General features: G+C 43.1%; 16 protein-coding genes and 5 tRNA genes. 16 read left to right on the forward strand and 5 right to left on the reverse strand.

What is annotated here, in order from left to right; translation table 11 throughout:
- Positions 1-24: 24 nt before the first annotated feature.
- The 5 genes from NSS76_RS01010 to murQ are packed head-to-tail and all read right to left on the reverse strand — an operon-like array spanning position 25 to position 6,498.
- The gene (locus tag NSS76_RS01010) at positions 25-1,944 is read right to left on the reverse strand and encodes a glycoside hydrolase family 3 protein (protein WP_133744672.1); all 1,920 of its coding nucleotides are present in this window, start codon (positions 1,942-1,944) and stop codon (positions 25-27) included.
- Between the two features lie 13 nt (positions 1,945-1,957).
- Positions 1,958-3,313 carry a penicillin binding protein PBP4B gene (pbp4b, locus tag NSS76_RS01015; RefSeq protein WP_073203515.1) on the reverse strand — a complete coding sequence of 452 codons (1,356 nt, stop codon included), beginning with the start codon at positions 3,311-3,313 and terminating at the stop codon, positions 1,958-1,960.
- 13 nt (positions 3,314-3,326) lie between these two features.
- The gene (locus tag NSS76_RS01020; RefSeq protein WP_024424453.1) at positions 3,327-4,706 is read right to left on the reverse strand and encodes a PTS transporter subunit EIIC; all 1,380 of its coding nucleotides are present in this window, start codon (positions 4,704-4,706) and stop codon (positions 3,327-3,329) included.
- Positions 4,703-5,572 (reverse strand): MurR/RpiR family transcriptional regulator, encoded by an 870-nt coding sequence (locus NSS76_RS01025; protein ID WP_024424452.1) that lies wholly within the window; start codon positions 5,570-5,572, stop codon positions 4,703-4,705. Before NSS76_RS01025 ends, NSS76_RS01020 begins: the two co-directional genes overlap by 4 nt.
- Before the next feature lie 14 nt (positions 5,573-5,586).
- The gene (murQ, locus tag NSS76_RS01030) at positions 5,587-6,498 is read right to left on the reverse strand and encodes an N-acetylmuramic acid 6-phosphate etherase (RefSeq protein ID WP_024424451.1); all 912 of its coding nucleotides are present in this window, start codon (positions 6,496-6,498) and stop codon (positions 5,587-5,589) included.
- A gap of 220 nt (positions 6,499-6,718) precedes the next feature.
- On the opposite strand from murQ, the gene NSS76_RS01035 reads away from it, so the two are divergent.
- The 16 genes from NSS76_RS01035 (at position 6,719) to NSS76_RS01110 (ending at position 18,455) form a co-directional block, all read left to right on the forward strand.
- A tRNA-Glu gene (locus NSS76_RS01035) sits at positions 6,719-6,793 on the forward strand.
- A 6-nt stretch (positions 6,794-6,799) separates the two neighbouring features.
- Positions 6,800-6,875: transfer RNA gene (locus tag NSS76_RS01040), tRNA-Val, on the forward strand.
- Between the two features lie 3 nt (positions 6,876-6,878).
- Positions 6,879-6,951, forward strand: a tRNA-Thr gene (locus NSS76_RS01045).
- A gap of 28 nt (positions 6,952-6,979) precedes the next feature.
- A tRNA-Tyr gene (locus NSS76_RS01050) sits at positions 6,980-7,064 on the forward strand.
- Between the two features lie 4 nt (positions 7,065-7,068).
- Positions 7,069-7,140 (forward strand) — tRNA-Gln (locus NSS76_RS01055).
- A 136-nt stretch (positions 7,141-7,276) separates the two neighbouring features.
- Positions 7,277-8,188, forward strand: a complete 912-nt coding sequence (gene rocF / locus NSS76_RS01060; RefSeq protein WP_024424450.1) for an arginase — start codon at positions 7,277-7,279, stop codon at positions 8,186-8,188.
- Between the two features lie 185 nt (positions 8,189-8,373).
- On the forward strand, positions 8,374-8,937 hold the full coding sequence (sigW, locus tag NSS76_RS01065; protein WP_024424449.1) for an RNA polymerase sigma factor SigW: 564 nt from the start codon (positions 8,374-8,376) through the stop codon (positions 8,935-8,937).
- 14 nt (positions 8,938-8,951) lie between these two features.
- A complete protein-coding gene (gene rsiW, locus NSS76_RS01070) occupies positions 8,952-9,578 on the forward strand; it encodes an anti-sigma-W factor RsiW (protein WP_024424448.1) in 627 nt (208 codons plus the stop codon).
- Between the two features lie 217 nt (positions 9,579-9,795).
- Positions 9,796-10,617 (forward strand): diadenylate cyclase CdaA, encoded by an 822-nt coding sequence (gene cdaA / locus NSS76_RS01075; RefSeq protein ID WP_008344027.1) that lies wholly within the window; start codon positions 9,796-9,798, stop codon positions 10,615-10,617.
- Positions 10,610-12,037, forward strand: coding sequence for a CdaR family protein (locus tag NSS76_RS01080; RefSeq protein ID WP_073203520.1), 1,428 nt, complete (start codon positions 10,610-10,612; stop codon positions 12,035-12,037). The genes cdaA and NSS76_RS01080 overlap by 8 nt, the downstream gene beginning before the upstream one ends.
- Before the next feature lie 25 nt (positions 12,038-12,062).
- On the forward strand, positions 12,063-13,409 hold the full coding sequence (gene glmM / locus NSS76_RS01085) for a phosphoglucosamine mutase (RefSeq protein WP_034284242.1): 1,347 nt from the start codon (positions 12,063-12,065) through the stop codon (positions 13,407-13,409).
- A 575-nt stretch (positions 13,410-13,984) separates the two neighbouring features.
- A complete protein-coding gene (glmS, locus tag NSS76_RS01090) occupies positions 13,985-15,787 on the forward strand; it encodes a glutamine--fructose-6-phosphate transaminase (isomerizing) (RefSeq protein ID WP_073203523.1) in 1,803 nt (600 codons plus the stop codon).
- Between the two features lie 264 nt (positions 15,788-16,051).
- Positions 16,052-16,408 carry a DUF2200 domain-containing protein gene (locus NSS76_RS01095; RefSeq protein ID WP_073203525.1) on the forward strand — a complete coding sequence of 119 codons (357 nt, stop codon included), beginning with the start codon at positions 16,052-16,054 and terminating at the stop codon, positions 16,406-16,408.
- Positions 16,409-16,570: 162 nt separating this feature from the next.
- On the forward strand, positions 16,571-16,762 hold the full coding sequence (locus NSS76_RS01100; RefSeq protein ID WP_003217265.1) for a PLD nuclease N-terminal domain-containing protein: 192 nt from the start codon (positions 16,571-16,573) through the stop codon (positions 16,760-16,762).
- A 14-nt stretch (positions 16,763-16,776) separates the two neighbouring features.
- The gene (locus NSS76_RS01105) at positions 16,777-17,694 is read left to right on the forward strand and encodes an ABC transporter ATP-binding protein (RefSeq protein WP_073203528.1); all 918 of its coding nucleotides are present in this window, start codon (positions 16,777-16,779) and stop codon (positions 17,692-17,694) included.
- Positions 17,691-18,455 (forward strand): ABC transporter permease, encoded by a 765-nt coding sequence (locus NSS76_RS01110; protein ID WP_341080081.1) that lies wholly within the window; start codon positions 17,691-17,693, stop codon positions 18,453-18,455. The genes NSS76_RS01105 and NSS76_RS01110 overlap by 4 nt, the downstream gene beginning before the upstream one ends.
- The last annotated feature ends 60 nt before the right edge of the window (positions 18,456-18,515 follow it).

The following is an 18,515-nucleotide window of genomic DNA, read 5'->3' on the forward strand; positions in this document are numbered from 1 at the left end:
CTGCTTTTTTCAAGAGAATCCCTCCTATTTGATCTGTTTCCCTTTCAAGTTGAGTCCATAGCCGAATGGGTAAAGGGTTTGATTTGGATGAGTGACAGATGGGATATCAACTGGCAGTTTCCCTTTAGGTGATGCAGCTCCAAATATCACTTCTAGTCCAGCAGGAATATTTGGCTGATTGAATTGTCCGTTTGAGTAGCCTTTAAAACCGTACACAGCTAGTAAGGCATCGGCTTCTTCAAAATTTGCCGCATCATAAGGATTTCTAAGGCTCATGATGACCATTTTTTTGTTTTGTGCTGCTGCTTCTTTCATGACAGCACGAGGGAAGGCAGTTGCCCATTTTTTCGGATCCTGGACATTGTCATCAATTACGCCATCATTCACAGCTGGATCATTTTGGACAACGTAAGAGCCAGTGATGACATAGTCAGCTTCTTGAATCAGTTTGGCTGTATCTTTGGTGAACGTTTTATCCGCAAAAGCATATGACTGGATGCGTACAGGCTTGATCTTTTTTTGTTTCATGAGAGATTCGACTGTGACAGACATTGCTTTAGTCTGATCTTCGTAAGGTGCCATGACCACGATTTTGTCATTCTTTTTAGGCTTGAAAGGTAAGGTCTTTTTGTTGTTTTTAAGCAGGGTGATTCCTTCACGTGCCATTTTTTGTTCTGCTTTAAGGTGCGACTTTTTCCCGACGACTTGAGTGGCTTTTTTGATTTTTTTCTCAAGACTGATTGGTTTTTTGGAGGAAATAATGCCGCGTTTGATTTTCAATTGAAGAATTTTTTCGACAGATTCGTTAATCTGCGACATCGGAATCTCTTTCTTTAAAATCGCTTGTTTGACAGCATTGAATACATTCTCTAGGTTTTTCTCTGTTTTTAATGAGGTGACTGGTGCTGGCATGAGAGCGATGTCGACGCCTGCTTTAATGGCCATCACTACGGCTTCTTCCTGTCCGAAATTATCTGCAATCGCTTTCATATTTAGAGCGTCTGTCACAACAACACCTTGAAAGCCCATCTCTTCTTTTAATAAGTTTGTGATAACTTTTTTTGATAAGGTTGCTGGAACCATGATGTCCTCGCCATCTTTTTTGCTTCGATACGTTGTGTCATCAATGGCAGGAAATTGCACATGAGCGGTCATGACCATATCTGCACCAGCATTGATCGCTTGTTGGAACGGATACAGCTCAACCTTTTTTAAACGATCTAGGTCATGCTCTACGAGCGGCAAGCCGTAGTGACTATCGACGGCTGTATCACCATGTCCCGGGAAATGTTTTAGTGTGGAAATGGTCTTTTCCTTTTGAAGTCCTTTCATGGTTTGAAGGCCAAGTCTAGAGACAAGAGCAGGATCAGAGCTAAAGGAACGGACACCAATGACGGGGTTGTTTGGGTTATTATTCACATCAAGCACAGGAGAGAAGTTTGTATTGATGCCTAAGGCGTTTAATTCTTTTCCGATGATTTTTCCTGTGTCATATGCATTTTTTTTGCTTCTAGAGGCACCAATCGACATATTTCCTGGGAAATGTGTTCCCTTTTGTAACCTTGTGACGATTCCGCCTTCTTGATCAATGGAAATGAGTAAAGGAATGTTTGGTGATGCTTTTTGAAATTCATGGGTGAGTTTCACGGTTTGTTTTGTATCAACCACATTCTCGGCAAATAAGATGACACCGCCTAGATGATATTTTTCTACAAGATGAGATACTTCGTTATTCATCTTTGTGAAGCCTGTAGGTGCGGATTCATCTTTTGTTTGCCAATTGCGAAAGTCCGGCATGAGCATTTGACCTATCTTTTCATCCAGTGACATGTCTTGAACCATTTGTTTAGCGGTTGGCAGAGAGGCAGAGCTAACCTTTTCCGTTGGAATGGAAGAGGTTAGCAGGGCTAAAACCAGTGCAGCGGGGAAGAGAGCTTTCAACATCGAATTCCTCCTTTTACTGAAAAGATTCGTAGATTGCGGTCATGATGCTTCCATAAGTACCAGTTGGGAACAGGTCGCCTTCAAATTGATTAGGATTTGTTTCTGGTGAAACAACGGGTGAATGTTTCTTATTCGTCAGCAACACGACACCTAAATTGTGTTTAGGATCAATCAACGTCATTGTGCCGGTCCAGCCAGTATGCCCATAGGCTTCGTTACTTGCATATTTTCCAAACATCCATTCCATGTCAGTATGACCGTTTTTTCGCCAGCCTAGCCCGTAAGTTGGGTTCGTATCAGATGAGGCTGTAAAGAGATCGATAGAAGCCTGATCAAAAATGGTTGTTTTTCCATAGCCTCCTTTATTAAGCATCAGCTGAAGCAGCACGGCCATATCTGAGGTATTCGAGAAAAGTCCAGCGTGGCCGGAGATACCCGCCATTGAGTAATATGCTTTCTCGTCGTGTACTTCACCTAGCAGGGTGTACCGTCGGATGTTTTCAAAATCGATGACACCGTCTCGTGAATTGCCTAAACGTTCAGTTGCTGCAAAATGTTTCGGCTTGAACCCTTTTTGCAGCGGATTGAACATTGTATGTTTGAGACCTAGCGGCCGATAAATCGTTGACTCGACATATTGATCAAGAGGCATGCCTGTTTTTTTCTCGATGATCATGCCTAGCAGCATGTAATCAATGTCACTATAAATGTGCTGGGTACCTGGCTTGTATTGCAGCGGTACCTTTGGCAGCCATTTCATCGTTGTTTTTCTGTCTTGAGAGAAAAAAGAGCCAGCTGATTCTTTGCTATAAAATAAGACACTGGAAGGGAGACCCGCAGAATGGGTGAGAAGATCTTTTACCCGAAGCTGGTCTTTACCGGTTACCTTTGCATCAGGTTCATCCTGAAAATCTGGAAGGATGGTCTGTATTTTTTCGTTGACATCAAGTTTTTTCTCGTAGACAAGCTTTTGCAGGGCATAGTTGGTCGCATACATTTTTGTATTGGATGCCAAATCGAATAGTGTATCTTTTTTCATTTTTTTATACGATTTGAGTTCTGTTGTGCCATCATATTTTTGCCGGTAGCCATAGGCTTTTTGATGAACGATCTTTCCGTCCTTGATAATGATGAGAGCGGCTCCTGGAAATCCTGCTTTGATGTCATTTTGAATCATTTGATCAACCTTCCTCAGCTGCCTGGAAGAAACACCTACTTGTTCCGGTCGTTTTGCTTTTTTTAAGACGGGATATTCTTCATGAGCTGTTTTAGACAAAGACGATACAGGATGGGAGCTAGTTGCAAATGTTTGTACTGGTAACCCAAGGAGCATGAGCAGACATGTGATCAAAAGAAAACATTTCTTCAAGGTCTAGACCTCCTTATTGATTGTGATCCTCGAATTCAACAGCCATATCATCATGAAACCCAAATAAGTATGTGAAGAAAAATCCAGCAACATATGCGATGAATAGTCCAATTAAGTAAAGAAGCATTTGATGTGTGTGAACAATAAAGGTTAATGGAAGACCGGATACTCCGATGGCTTTCGTCGCAATTTGGAAGTAGGCTTGAAATGCGCCGCCGATTCCTGCACCAAGACAAGCGGTGAGAAATGGTCGTCCCAGCGGGAGTGTGACACCAAAAATGAGTGGTTCGCCAATGCCCAGCATCCCTGAAGGAAGTCCACCAGCAATGGCTCTTTTGAGCTTTTTCTTTTTTGTTTTCATATAAATGGCGAATGCAGCGCCTACCTGTCCTGCACCGCCCATAGCGAGAATTGGCAGAAGCGGGTCATCTCCAATTGAATTGATGAGTTCCATATGAATCGGTGTCAGCCCTTGGTGAAGTCCTGTTACAACAAGTGGGAGGAAGGTAGCACCAAGAACAAATCCTGCGAAAATTCCGCCCATATTCAATAGATAAGTCAGTCCTGAGGTGATGGCATCAGATATAAATCCGCCGACTGGCATGAAGACAACGTACGTGAAAATACCTGTAATGAGTAGTGTGATGGTTGGTGTGACGATGATATCAAGTGATTGCGGGACGAAGCGTCTAATTCGGGTTTCCACAAGTGCCATAAAGATGGCGGCTAGAAGAACACCGATGAGTCCGCCTCTGCCTGGTAGAATGTTTGTGCCAAATAACATAATGTCTGCGGAGGCTGGGTTAATAATAAGGATACCAGCTAATGCGCCTAATGCAGGAGAGCCTCCAAATTCCTTTGCGGCATTTGTCCCGACTAATATCCCGAGATAAGCGAAAAGGCCAGAACCGATAACCGTTAAAATAATCGCAGCTTGAGATTTTTCGTCAAGCCAGCCTGCTTGCACGATTGCTTTTGTTATCCCGGTAATCAGACCTGAGGCAACTAGTGCCGGAATGATTGGGATGAAAATGCTGGCAATCCGACGTAAGAACAGCTTGAACGGGGTGCGGTTCTTTTGTGAAATGGCTTGCTTGTTTTTTTGTGCTTCGTTGTTTAAATCATAAGAGCCAGAGGCATTTAGCAGCTCTTCAAACGCACTTGATACTTGGTTGACAACGCCAGTGCCTAAAATGATTTGAAGCGTTTCTGCTTCGACGACGCCAATGACGCCATCGAGTTCTTTGATTGCTGTGACGTGAACTTTTTCATTGTCCATCGGTGTAATTCGGAGCCTTGTCATACAATGTGTATGGGAAGAGATATTTTCAGAACCACCACAGAGTGAAAGAATGTCTTTCGCCAACTGCTGATATTTCTTTTGATGACTCATGTTGAATCCCCCTTTGATTTTCGTTTCATGGAGCGGATGGCATGCCTTGTTTTGTCAATATATTGGGCTGTCTCTTCATATTGACGAGAAGCTAAACTGAGGAACAAGACATCAATTAAGTAGAGCTGTGCCATTCTAGAGGAAGTGGCAGCACTGCGAAAAGGTGCTTCATTGGAACCGGACGTCGATAGGTGAACATCACATAAGGCAGAAACGCTTGTATGACCTGGATGTGTTAAAGCAATGGTTTTCACTTGATTGTCTTTTGCGAGCTGAAGGGCTTGAATGATGTCTAACGTTTCTCCTGAAAAGGAGATACCAAACACAATGTCATTCTCTCCTGCATTTGCAATGACCGTAGATGCAATGTGCATGTCAGTGAAGGCTGTTGCTGCATAGTTAATTCTGAGAAATTTCTGCTGGGCATCAGCTGCGACGATGCCAGATGCACCAACACCGATAAAATGAATTTGGTTTGCATGCAGCAGTAATTGAACAGCCTTTTCTAAAGCATCTGCATTTAAAATAGAAGCGGTGTCCTTAATCGATTGAATCGAGTTTCCTGCTGTTTTTTGAATAATGGATTGAAGCGGTTCATCTTGTTCGATATCTCTGTAGCCTTGTTTATCGTCATGCATCAAGTCTCCAGCGATCCGCATTTTTAAATCTTGATAGCCCTCCAGCCCGAGAGATTTACAAAGACGGATGACAGCAGAGCTGCTTGCGCCGGCTTCCTGACTGATTTCGTGTACTGTACTTTTAATGACTTTGTCTGGATGGGCAAGGATATAGTCTGCAATGATTTTTTCAGATTGGGGAAGCTTTGATTTGATTGTGTGTAGTAGGGTAAGTCCACCTGCTGACATGAGCTCTGCCTCCTTTAGGATTGATAACGTGAGATCGCTTTGTCAATATGGCCATTCGTTTTGTTAAGTAAATCTTTGGCTGTTTTCTTATCTGTGTTTGTTTGAAGCATGACGATGGCAGTTTTGACTTCTAAGTCTGCTGCTTCAAGAGTCTTCACGGCTTGTTCGTAGGAAGCATTTGTCACATGTTGAATGATGGTGATGGCGCGTTCTTTTAATTTATGATTGCTGACTTTTACATCAACCATCAGGTTTTCATATACTTTGCCTTGTCTGATCATGACTGAGGTGGAAAGCATATTTAAAATCATTTTATGAGCGGATGCTGCTTTCATTCTTGTTGACCCAGTGATGGCTTCTGGTCCTACAATAACCTCAATGGCGCAATCTGCAAGCTCGCTAATTTCTGCTTGTTCATTGCAGCTGAGTGCTACTGTTTTAGCTCCAATTGACTTTGCGTAGTTTAAAGCGCCGATGATATAAGGTGTCCTGCCGCTTGCGGCAATACCGACGACTGTATCTTTTGATGTCAGGTGGATGTGTACTAAATCCTGTTTGCCGGCATCTTCACTGTCTTCCACATCTTCGGCAGCTTGAGAAAAAGCTGAGTCTCCGCCTGCCATGATGCCAACAATGACATCAGGTGAGACGCTATAGGTTGGCGGACATTCGACAGCATCCATTACGCCAATTCTGCCGCTTGTTCCGGCGCCTAAATAAACGAGTCGGCCTCCATTTGAGATGGACTCATAAGCAAAGTCACTTGCTGTTTTGACATGTGGAAGTACAAGGTTGACTGCTTGAGCGACCTTCATATCTTCTTCATTGATCATCTGGAGTATTTCAAGCGGATCTGCTTGAGAAATTCCCATTGTGTTTGGGTTTCTTGATTCTGTTGTCAAAGAACGCAGTTGAGATGGCTGCATGTGACATACCTCCTTATTTCTTCATTTTCAGTATATTGAGTATGATATGAAATTTCAATATTATATTTGAATATTGAAATTATATTTCAGTCAAATTGTTGAACGAATAGGGAGTAAATAGTTAGAAAATAAAAAAAATAAAAATCCCCTTTACAAAAGGGGGACAACCTGTATATAATAACTTTTGTCAGCTTCACGGAAACAACAAACTTGACAAACTGGCCCGTTGGTCAAGCGGTTAAGACACCGCCCTTTCACGGCGGTAACACGGGTTCGAATCCCGTACGGGTCACCATGATGTGGAGGATTAGCTCAGCTGGGAGAGCATCTGCCTTACAAGCAGAGGGTCGGCGGTTCGAGCCCGTCATCCTCCACCATATGCCGGTGTAGCTCAACTGGTAGAGCAACTGACTTGTAATCAGTAGGTTGGGGGTTCAAGTCCTCTTGCCGGCACTGTTTTTTCTTTATCAATTCCATATGTGGAGGGGTAGCGAAGTGGCTAAACGCGGCGGACTGTAAATCCGCTCCCTCCGGGTTCGGCGGTTCGAATCCGTCCCCCTCCACCATTTTTGGGCTATAGCCAAGCGGTAAGGCAACGGACTTTGACTCCGTCATGCGTTGGTTCGAATCCAGCTAGCCCAGTTAAGACACCTTTTTGAAAAAGGTGTCTTTTTTTATGTTGGCAGAGGGACTGTATAACTATTCAAAATGTTGTCGAGTTGAGTCAGAAGGCATCAAGAAAGTAAAATATAAGCATGAACGGAAAGGGGATGTACATATGGGAGAGCAAAAGAAGGTCACGATTATTGGAGTTCCAATGGACTTGGGTCAAACGAGAAGGGGCGTCGATATGGGCCCGAGTGCGATTCGTTGTGCAGGCGTAAAAGAAAAATTGGAAACGCTCTCATTTGATGTAGAGGATCTTGGAGATATTCCAGTTGAACAAAGAGATGATGAGAAAGGTTTATATACAAGTGAAAAGCTAAAAAATTTGACGGAGAATGCTGGTGCAAATCAGCTGCTTGCTGAGAAGGTTGACAGTATTGTGCAATCTGGTTCGTTTCCGCTCATTTTAGGCGGTGATCACAGCATTGCGATTGGCACACTTGCTGGGGTAGCCAAGCATTATGAAAACTTAGGTGTCATTTGGTATGATGCACACGGGGATTTGAATACGGAGGAAACCTCTCCTTCTGGAAATATTCATGGCATGCCGCTTGCTGTCAGTCTCGGTTTTGGGCATGCTGATTTAACGAACATTGGCGGTTATTCGCCTAAATTGAAGCCTGAAAATGTCGTTATAATTGGTGCTCGATCTTTAGATGAAGGAGAGCGGGCATTGATTCGAGAGAAAGGCATTAAAGTGTATACGATGCATGAAATTGATCGTTTAGGGATGACAAGGGTGATGGAGGAAGCGATTGCGTATCTAAAGGAGAGAACCGATGGTGTCCATCTGTCGCTTGATTTAGATGGATTAGATCCAGCGGAATGCCCTGGTGTAGGTACTCCGGTAGCAGGCGGCATTAGTTACCGGGAGAGTCATCTCGCAATGGAGCTTTTAGAGGAGGCGGGTATTCTAACGTCTGCTGAATTTGTTGAAGTAAATCCGGTTTTAGATGAGAAAAACAAAACCGCTGAAGCGGCAGTTGCGTTAATTGGTTCATTAATGGGTGAAAAGCTATTGTAGAGCGGGACTTGTTCCCGTTCTTTTTTTTGTTTTGGGAAAATTTAAGGATATGTTAAGGTTTTTACCGGTTGATAAGCGTAACACACTGTCAAAAATTTGTTACACTATTTTTTAGAGGAGAATGAAACCTTTTGGAAAGAGGTTCGTATACATAAAGACCGGTGAAGGCAGAGGTTGAATATACTATGGACACAATGATTAAAAAGAGAATTAAGCAAGTGAAAAAAGGCGACCAGAACGCATTTGCAGACATCGTAGACCTGTATAAAGACAAAATTTATCAGCTGTGCTACCGTATGCTTGGGAATGCACATGAAGCGGAGGATATTGCGCAGGAGGCGTTTATTCGTGCTTATGTGAATATCGAAAGCTTTGATGTGAATCGCAAGTTTTCCACGTGGCTGTACCGCATTGCAACCAACCTGACCATCGACCGTATTCGCAAAAAAAAGCCGGATTATTATTTAGATGCAGAGGTGGCAGGAACAGAAGGATTAAATATGTATTCTCAAATTGCTGCTGATGGCATTTTGCCAGAGGATGAGGTGGTGTCTCTTGAATTATCGAGTACCATTCAGCAAAAAATTTTAAGATTACCCGACAAATATCGTTCGGTCATCGTATTAAAGTATATTGATGAACTCTCGTTAAAAGAAATTAGTGAGATTCTGAATATACCAGTTGGTACGGTGAAAACGAGAATACACAGGGGTAGAGAGGCTCTCCGGAAACAGTTGAGAGACCTTTGAGTGAGGTGATTTTGATGAGCTGTCAGGATAGAATCGTCCAGCTTATGCATCAGTATTTAGACGGGGACATTGAGCCCCAAGACGAAAAAGAATTAAAAAGCCATCTGCAATCGTGTGAGGAGTGCCGTACTCATTTTCAACAAATTGAGAAATCCATCGCGCTAGTGCAGAGTACATCTCATATAGAAGCACCATCTGATTTCACTGCAAAGGTGATGGCAGGTCTTCCAAAGGAGAAAAAGCGTGTGTCGGTTCAAAGATGGATCAAAGCTCACCCGCTGATGGTAGCAGCTGCCCTCTTTCTCATTTTAATGGGAGGCAGTCTGTTTACGAGCTGGAATACCGATCATAATTTCAGTGTGTCAAAGCAGCCGAATCTCGTCGTTGAAAATGATACAGTGACCGTACCTAAAGGGGAAACCGTAAAGGGTGATGTCACTGTCAAAAATGGCAAGCTGATTGTAGAAGGCAAGGTTGATGGAAATGTCACCGTCGTCAATGGGGAACAGTTGACTGCTTCTGCCGGACAAGTCACTGGTCAAATTAATGAAATTAATGAAGTATTTGATTGGATCTGGTACAAAATGAAATCAACAGCACAAAACGTAATGCGGGTCATTGGGCCAGAGGAGCAAAAGTAACTCAATCGGCTTAAAGAGCAGTCTCTAAGGGGGCTGCTCTTTTTCTATACATTGGCGGGATTCACGCATACTAGCAACTCAGCCAGATATGGCAACTATTTTCCTTGCTGAAACAAAATGTGGTATAATAGCCACGCTATGTATTGATACATAGGCTATTTTTATATTAAAAAATGCATCAAACGAAGAATAACTGAAAATTCTGGAGGACGAGGAAATGGCTTTAGGGGATATTCCTTTTTTGCAGTACCTCGGTAATGCTGTTGATATTCTCGTTGTTTGGTATGTGATATATAAATTAATGATGGTCATCCGCGGAACAAAAGCGGTTCAGCTTTTAAAGGGAATTGTGGTCATTGTTCTCGTCAGGATGGGAAGTGCGTATCTCGGTCTTAACACACTTCAATGGCTGATGGATCAAGCGATTACGTGGGGATTCCTTGCGATCATTATTATTTTTCAGCCAGAGCTAAGGAGAGCGCTTGAGCAGCTTGGGCGCGGCCGTTTCTTCTCAAGAAGCGGGACACCTGTAGAGGAACAGCAGCAGAAAACGATCGAGGCAATTACAAAAGCAATTAACTATATGGCGAAACGCAGAATCGGCGCGCTGCTGACAATTGAGCGCGATACCGGAATGAATGATTACATAGAGACAGGAATTCCTTTGAATGCAAAGGTGAGTTCAGAGCTGCTCATTAATATTTTCATTCCGAATACACCGCTTCATGACGGTGCTGTCATTATGAAGCGGGATGAGATTGCAGCTGCAGCTTGCTATTTACCGCTGTCAGAAAGCCCTTTTATCTCTAAGGAGCTGGGGACGCGTCATAGGGCGGCAGTCGGAATTAGTGAAGTGACAGACAGCTTAACTGTCATCGTTTCTGAGGAAACTGGCGGTATTTCTGTTGCAAGGAATGGTGATCTCCACCGAGAATTGACAGAAGAAGCGCTTGAAGAAATGCTGATTGCTGAATTTAGTAAGAACAGCAAAGATGCTTCCTCGACCAAATGGTATTGGAGGGGCAAGAAAAATGGATAAGGTTTTGAATAATCGCTGGGCCGTTAAGCTTCTTGCATTGGTCTTCGCTTTATTGCTGTATGGTGCAGTCAATTCAGCGCAAGCGCCCACGCCGAAAAAAATCGGTGAATCCTTTTTCCCAACATCGACGACAGATGAAGCAACTTTAACCGACATTCCTGTTAAAGCGTATTATGATGACGAGAAGTACGTCGTCACTGGTGTGCCGCAGACAGTCAATGTCACGATTAAAGGATCAACTAGTGCTGTGAAAACAGCAAGACAAACAAAGAATTTTGAAATTTACGCAGACATGCAGAACTTATCGACAGGTACACATAAAGTGGAGCTGAAGGCAAGAGATGTATCGAAGGGACTCACACTATCGATTAATCCATCTGTGACGACTGTGACGATACAAGAAAAAACGACAGCTGAATTTCCTGTTGAAACCGAGTTTTATAATCAAAATAAAATCAAAGACGGCTATTCACCTGAACAGCCCATTGTGAATCCGAAAAAGGTCACAGTTACTGGATCAAAGGATGTCATCGACAAAATTTCTGTCATTAAAGCTTTTGTGAACTTAGAAGATGTCGATCAGCAAATTGAAAAAGAAGCGAAGCTCACTGTGTATGATAGCAGCGGGAATGAGCTGCCAGTTGAAGTAAGTCCGTCCGTGGTGGATATTACGGTCCCAATCTCTAGTCCAAGCAAAAAGGTCCCTTTTAAAATTGAGCGGACGGGCAGCTTGCCAGAAGGGATCAGCATCTCAAGCATTGAGACAAGCCCGAGTGAGGTCACAGTGTACGGCTCTCAAAAGGTGCTGGATGCCCTTGATTTTATTGATGGCGTCAAGCTGGACCTAAGCAAGATCAAAGATGATACGGAGATTGATGCCGATATTCCCCTGCCAGATGGTGTGAAAAAGGTATCACCCGAAACCGTTAAGATCAAAGTGAAGGTTGCAACAGCTGAAGAAAAAAAGATCGATAATGTACCGATTTCTGTCGTGGGTTTGAGCAAGGATCTCACTTCTGATTTTGTGAGCCCCTCTTCTGGACGGCTCACGTTAACAGCAAAGGGATCAAAGAGTGCGATTGATAAACTAAAGGCTTCAGATGTTGAAGCCTATATCAATGCAGGGGACTTGAACGAAGGAACCCATGAGGTCAAAGTTCAAGTAAATGGTCCTCAAAATGTGACTTGGACATTATCGAGATCAAAGGTCAAAGTGAAACTCACTTCTACTGATACAGAGGATCAGCCGGCTTCGACGAATGATCGGAAGGATCAAAAAGATCAACAAGATGCATCAACTGATGACGATGATCAGGGTGAGAAGAGTAAAGAAGAATCCACGCAAGATAAAGCAAAGAAAGAATCGAGTCAAAGACAGCGGGTCAAAGAAGATAAAAAAGAGGACGAAGCGTCCTCTTGAATGGTAAAAAAGGAGCGATTGAAACATGGGCAAGTACTTTGGAACTGATGGTGTAAGGGGTGTAGCGAATAGCGAATTAACGCCAGAGCTCGCATTTAAAGTTGGGAGATTTGGCGGCTATGTGCTCACGAAGGATAAAGAACGTCCAAAGGTACTCGTTGGTCGAGACACACGTGTATCTGGTCATATGTTAGAAGGAGCGCTTGTTGCAGGCTTGCTTTCAATTGGAGCTGAAGTGATGCGTCTAGGTGTGATCTCAACACCTGGTGTGTCATATTTAACGAAGGCAATGGATGCTGAAGCGGGTGTCATGATTTCTGCTTCACACAATCCAGTTCAAGACAACGGTATTAAATTCTTCGGCGGTGACGGCTTTAAGCTGTCAGATGAACAGGAAAACGAAATTGAGCAGCTGATGGATCAGCCAGTCGATCAATTACCACGCCCAGTTGGAGCTGATCTTGGAACGGTGAACGACTACTTTGAAGGCGGTCAGAAATACTTGCAATTCTTAAAGCAGACAGCGGACGAGGATTTTACAGGTATTCACGTGGCGCTTGACTGTGCACACGGTGCAACCTCTTCTCTAGCGACACATTTATTTGCAGATTTAGATGCTGATGTGTCTACAATGGGAACATCTCCAAACGGATTGAATATCAATGATGGTGTAGGCTCCACTCATCCAGAAGCACTTTCTGCTTTTGTGAAGGAGAAGGGTGCAGATATTGGTCTTGCGTTTGATGGAGACGGTGACCGTTTAATTGCAGTCGATGAAAAAGGTGATATCGTAGACGGCGATCAAATTATGTACATATGTGCACGTTATTTGAAGGATGAAGGCCGATTAAAGGATGACACCGTCGTGTCAACGGTTATGAGTAACCTTGGTTTCTATAAAGCGCTTGAGAAGCAAGGCATTAAGAGCATTCAAACTGCTGTTGGTGACCGCTATGTGGTCGAAGCGATGAAAAAAGACGGCTATAATGTCGGCGGCGAGCAGTCAGGTCATTTGATTTTCCTTGATTATAATACGACAGGTGATGGCATGCTTTCTGCGATCATGCTTGTGAATACGCTCAAAGCGACAGGAAAAACATTATCAGAGCTTGCAGCGGAAATGGAAAAGTTCCCGCAGCTTTTAGTGAATGTGAAAGTGTCTGATAAATATAAAGTAGAAGAAAATGAAAAAGTAAAAGCGGTGATCCAAGAGGTCGAAAAAGAGATGAATGGTGACGGCCGTATCCTGGTTCGTCCATCGGGGACAGAGCCGCTTGTACGTGTCATGGCAGAGGCGAAAACAAAAGAGCTGTGTAATGAATATGTGGCTCGAATTACAGCTGTTGTGAAAGAAGAAATGGGTATTGAGTAATAGATGAAAGCAAACCGCTGCCAGCGGTTTGCTTTTTTTTGAATAAACGACATAATTGGATGGATCTATACGAATGATATAAGCGAGGGCAATTTGAAGCTGCCTTCATACATAGGAGAGCACATCGAAGGTAGAACGTGACAAGCCTCATCGCATATAGTGTATGGAGGTCTCACTTTCTCAAATGAAGGGGATCACCCGCTAAATTGTGATTGACGGAGGTCAGACCTTATAGTACAATCATCCTTGTGTTACTGGATTTTTATTCTATCAGGAAAGGCAGGGTAGATGTTCAGAAACTCTCTTATAATTATAGCGCCCGAACTAAGCGATCGGACGAAAGATGCTTAGTTGACGAGGATGGAGGTTATCGAATTTTCGGCGGATGCCTCCCGGCTGATCAAAAAAAGAGATCACAGCCGTAAGTGTTTCTTTAAACCAAAGAGGTGACTCTTTGTACAAAGGGAATACACATGATCTCCCAAAATAAACATGTAGAGAGGGACGAAGAAATGTCCCTTCTATTTTAGTAGGCTTTCTTTGTCCCTTTCACATGATCGGGAGGAAGAATATTTATGTGTGGAATCGTAGGTTATATTGGTCAGAATGATGCGAAGGAAATCTTACTAAAAGGTTTAGAGAAGCTTGAGTACCGCGGGTATGATTCAGCAGGAATCGCTGTGGCAAACGAAGATGGTGTGCATGTGTTCAAAGAAAAAGGACGTATCGCTGAGCTTCGTGAAGTCGTGGATGCAAACGTAGCATCTTCAGCAGGAATCGGACATACACGCTGGGCAACACACGGTGTACCAAGCCATCTAAATGCGCATCCGCATCAAAGTGCTTCTGGCCGTTTTACGCTTGTTCATAACGGTGTCATTGAGAACTATGTACAATTGACACGCGAATATTTACAAGACGTCACACTAAAAAGCGACACAGATACAGAGGTTGTTGTTCAAGTCATCGAACAATTTGTAAACAGAGGTCTTGATACAGAGGAAGCTTTCCGTCAAACGCTTCTTCAACTAAAAGGCTCTTACGCGATTGCCCTTTTCGATAACGAAAACAAAGAAACAATCTATGTGGCGAAAAACAAAAGCCCATTATTGGTTGGTTTCGGCGAAGGATTCAACGTTGTGGCTTCTGACGCAATGGCGATGCTTCAAGTAACAAACGAATATGCGGAATTAATGGATAAAGAAATGGTCATTGTCACAAAAGACGAGGTCATCATTAAAAACCTTGACGGTGATATCATGACACGTCCTTCTTATATCGCTGAGCTTGATGCAAGCGACATTGAGAAAGGCACATATCCTCACTACATGTTAAAAGAAACGGATGAACAGCCGCTTGTTATGCGCAAAATCATCCAAGAATATCAAGACGAAAACGGCAAACTGTCAGTCGCTGGCGATATCGCAAGCGCAGTAGCAGAAGCAGACCGCATATACATTGTGGCTTGCGGAACGAGCTACCATGCTGGACTTGTCGGTAAACAATACATTGAAGACTGGGCGAAAGTACCTGTAGAAGTCCATGTAGCAAGTGAATTCTCTTACAACATGCCGCTTCTATCGAAAAAACCGTTGTTCATCTTCCTTTCTCAATCTGGGGAGACTGCGGACAGCCGTGCTGTACTTGTTCAAGTCAAAGAGCTTGGTCATAAAGCATTAACGATCACAAACGTACCAGGATCTACGCTTTCTCGTGAAGCAGACTTCACATTGCTTCTTCATGCAGGACCAGAAATCGCAGTGGCTTCAACAAAAGCCTACACAGCACAAATCGCTGTACTTGCAATCCTTGCATCTGTTGCAGCTGAATTAAATGGTCAATCTCTTGACTTTGATCTTGTGAAAGAGCTTGGTATTGTAGCAAACGCAATGGAAGCCCTTGTCGATCAAAAGGATGAAATGGAACAAATCGCTCGTGACTTCTTCACAGTGACACGTAACGCATTCTTTATCGGAAGAGGACTTGACTATTATGTGTGCCTTGAAGGTTCACTGAAGCTAAAAGAGATCTCTTACATCCAAGCAGAAGGCTTTGCTGGAGGAGAACTCAAACACGGCACAATTGCTTTAATTGAAGAAGGCACACCGGTCATTGCCCTTGCAACACAAGAGCACGTGAACCTCAGCATTCGCGGTAACGTCAAAGAAGTCGTTGCACGCGGAGCAAACCCATGTGTCATCTCACTAAAAGGCCTAGAAGACGAAGGCGACCGTTTCGTCCTTCCAGCTGTACATCCAGCACTTGCACCACTTGCATCTGTTGTCCCATTACAGCTGATCGCTTACTACGCAGCCCTTCACCGCGGGTGTGATGTGGATAAACCACGTAACCTTGCGAAGAGTGTGACGGTGGAGTAGGAATTAAATAAAATCGGATTTTTGATACCCCTTTAGATATCGTTTCTAAAGGGGTGTTTTTGTGTCAAAAGAACTAGAAAATGATAGATTTGATCGTACGATGTTCTTTGATTCAGGGTACAATATTAGAAGGCTACAGTTTTCAGAACGTTTTTAAGTTGTATTAATAGCCTGGTTATCATGTGTAAGTACATTGCTAAACAAACCTTGCGCAAGCAATACAAGCTAATAGCTAATATATAAAAAAGGAAGAGAGAAGAGCACATGACCAAACACAAAGTTTACACAATGAGTTTTGCAAAAGTCTATCCTCTCTATATCGCAAAGGCAGAGAGAAAAGGACGAACAAAGGCTGAAGTCGATACGATTATTTGTTGGTTAACAGGGTACAGTCCAGAAGAGCTGCAGGAACAGATAGATAAACAGATAGACATTGAAACCTTTTTTGCTGAGGCTCCTGAGCTTCATCCTTCCCGCAGTTTAATCAAAGGCGTCATTTGTGGTGTTCGAGTAGAGGACATTGAGGAAGAAACCATGAAAAACATTCGGTATCTAGATAAGCTGATTGATGAGTTAGCGAAAGGAAAGAAGATGGAAAAGATTTTACGAGGTTCATCATGAGAATAACAAGCAAGCCCAGTGAACTAACCTTCACTGGGCTTTTTTCTATCTTATAGATCAATCGATCGATAAAAATAAAATCCGTTTGAACGAATCCTTTCTTCATGTCGTCAAAAGAAGTGATATTAAAACAAATTGGCGTTTGAAAAGGGAGTGGCGTGGATGGATATGAAGATGATATTACCTCTTATTTTGCTGCAAGCGATTTTGATGGTGATTGGTTTGTTTGATTTGTTGAAAAGAGACCCATCGAGAATCAGAGGAGAGGTGAAATGGGTTTGGGCTTTGGTAATTGTGTTTGTGGCGAGTGCCGGTCCTATTGCGTATTTCATTTTTGGTCGTAAACAATCTTAGTAGGGGTGATTCACTTGAATATGCTGGAGTGTCACGGGCTGACGAAATCGTATGGCCCGAATGAAGTGTTAAAAGATGTTTCGTTTTCTGTTGGGGAGGTTGGATGTGTTGGCTTTTTAGGAGCCAATGGAGCGGGGAAGACAACGACGATCCGGATTTTGACGGGGCTTGCTCATCCTACTTCTGGGGTCGTGAAGGTGGCTGGTTTGGATGTCGCAAAGGAGATGGACCAAATCAGTCATGTGATAGGGTATTGTCCGCAGCATCCTGCATTTTATCAGGATATGACGGGGCAGGAGTGGATGCATTGGGTTGGCGGGTTATTTCACTTAGAGAAAAAAATCATTCGCTCCAAAACAGAGGAGCTGTTGAAGCTATGCCGAATATATGAGGCGAAGGATCGTGCCATTGGCAGCTATAGCGGAGGCATGAAGCAGAGGCTTGCCATTGCGCAGGCGCTTATCAACAGCCCGAAGGTTCTCATCTTGGATGAACCTGTGTCTGCACTTGATCCCATGGGAAGAAAAGACGTTCTGACATTGATTGAGCGTCTGAAACAAGAGATGTTGATCTTTATGTCGACCCATATTTTAGATGACATTGAACGTGTGGCAGATCATATTATCATGATCAACAGTGGCAAAATTGAGATGTCTTCTTCCATGAAACAGATCAAAGAAGACTATATCCAGCCAGTGATTGAATTTCAATTAGAACAACAGAATACGAAACTAGTGGCTTTGTTAAAAGAGCGGAATTGGGTGGAGGAATGCTTTGAGACAGGAGATGCTTATCAGGTGCGAGTGAACAATCAACAAATAGCATTGAAGGAGCTGCCTCGTCTCATCACTGAATCTGGCGGTGTTCTCCTCCATTATCGACTATCTAAGCTGACGCTTGAAGATATTTTCATGAAGGTTGTGAATGCATGATGATGTTGAAAAAGGAATTTAGGGAGTTATTTACTAGCTATAAAATCTTATTTGTTCCTATTATTTTTACGATTTTAATGATCACACAGCCTATTACGCTCAAAATGCTGCCGGATCTTCTATCGAAATCAGCTAATTTACCTGAAGGAGCTACATTTTACATACCAGAGCCTAGTGCAGGAGAGGCTTTGGCGAGTGCATTGAGTAAATTTGATTCGCTAGGTGTGTTTATCCTGATTATGATCGTGATGGGGACGATCGCTGGAGAGCGTGCCTCTGGAGTGACTGCGATGATTATGGTGAAACCGATCAGTCGAACGAGTTACTATGTCTCGAAAATATGCGCCTATGCCTGTTTGACTTTGTTTAGTTTGGTGGTGACGGTGCTTGTCTCTGTTTATTATGTGGACATTCAATTTGGGCATGTGGATTGGGTCAATGTGTTAAAAGGAACACTTCTTTATTATCCAAATTTATTGCTGATTGTGGTATCGACCATTTGTGCTTCGGCGTTCTTTCAACGTTCTGTCACAGCTGGCGGTGTGTCGCTTTTAATCAACCTTATTCTGTTTACCGTACCTTCATTTTATGAAGAGACATTAGGGAAGTTTGCGCCTAAAGGCGTGACAAGTGCAGCCGAAGAGATGATTCATAAAGGGACTTATTCGGATCAGGCACTTACAAGTTTTCTAGGTGTATCGGTATTGATTGTTTTCTTTTTTCTTATCGGATGGTTTCTTTTTAGAAAACAAGAATTATAGCAGGCTGTTGCGATTGTTTCTGAAAGTTTACTATGAGCATAAAAATCTGAATACGTTTGA

This window comes from Bacillus sp. FSL R5-0654 (assembly GCF_038008745.1).
In the GTDB taxonomy this organism is placed as follows: domain Bacteria; phylum Bacillota; class Bacilli; order Bacillales; family Bacillaceae; genus Bacillus; species Bacillus safensis.

Excerpts from the sequence above, each read along its gene's own strand:
- NSS76_RS01010 (WP_133744672.1), bottom strand. The coding sequence starts at position 1,944 with ATGTTGAAAGCTCTCTTCCCCGCTGCACTGGTTTTAGCCCTGCTAACC.
- NSS76_RS01020 (WP_024424453.1), bottom strand. The coding sequence starts at position 4,706 with ATGAGTCATCAAAAGAAATATCAGCAGTTGGCGAAAGACATTCTTTCA.
- NSS76_RS01025 (WP_024424452.1), bottom strand. The coding sequence starts at position 5,572 with ATGTCAGCAGGTGGACTTACCCTACTACACACAATCAAATCAAAGCTT.
- murQ (WP_024424451.1), bottom strand. The coding sequence starts at position 6,498 with ATGCAGCCATCTCAACTGCGTTCTTTGACAACAGAATCAAGAAACCCA.
- rocF (WP_024424450.1), top strand. The coding sequence starts at position 7,277 with ATGGGAGAGCAAAAGAAGGTCACGATTATTGGAGTTCCAATGGACTTG.
- sigW (WP_024424449.1), top strand. The coding sequence starts at position 8,374 with ATGGACACAATGATTAAAAAGAGAATTAAGCAAGTGAAAAAAGGCGAC.
- rsiW (WP_024424448.1), top strand. The coding sequence starts at position 8,952 with ATGAGCTGTCAGGATAGAATCGTCCAGCTTATGCATCAGTATTTAGAC.
- cdaA (WP_008344027.1), top strand. The coding sequence starts at position 9,796 with ATGGCTTTAGGGGATATTCCTTTTTTGCAGTACCTCGGTAATGCTGTT.
- NSS76_RS01080 (WP_073203520.1), top strand. The coding sequence starts at position 10,610 with ATGGATAAGGTTTTGAATAATCGCTGGGCCGTTAAGCTTCTTGCATTG.
- glmM (WP_034284242.1), top strand. The coding sequence starts at position 12,063 with ATGGGCAAGTACTTTGGAACTGATGGTGTAAGGGGTGTAGCGAATAGC.
- glmS (WP_073203523.1), top strand. The coding sequence starts at position 13,985 with ATGTGTGGAATCGTAGGTTATATTGGTCAGAATGATGCGAAGGAAATC.
- NSS76_RS01095 (WP_073203525.1), top strand. The coding sequence starts at position 16,052 with ATGACCAAACACAAAGTTTACACAATGAGTTTTGCAAAAGTCTATCCT.
- NSS76_RS01100 (WP_003217265.1), top strand. The coding sequence starts at position 16,571 with ATGGATATGAAGATGATATTACCTCTTATTTTGCTGCAAGCGATTTTG.
- NSS76_RS01110 (WP_341080081.1), top strand. The coding sequence starts at position 17,691 with ATGATGATGTTGAAAAAGGAATTTAGGGAGTTATTTACTAGCTATAAA.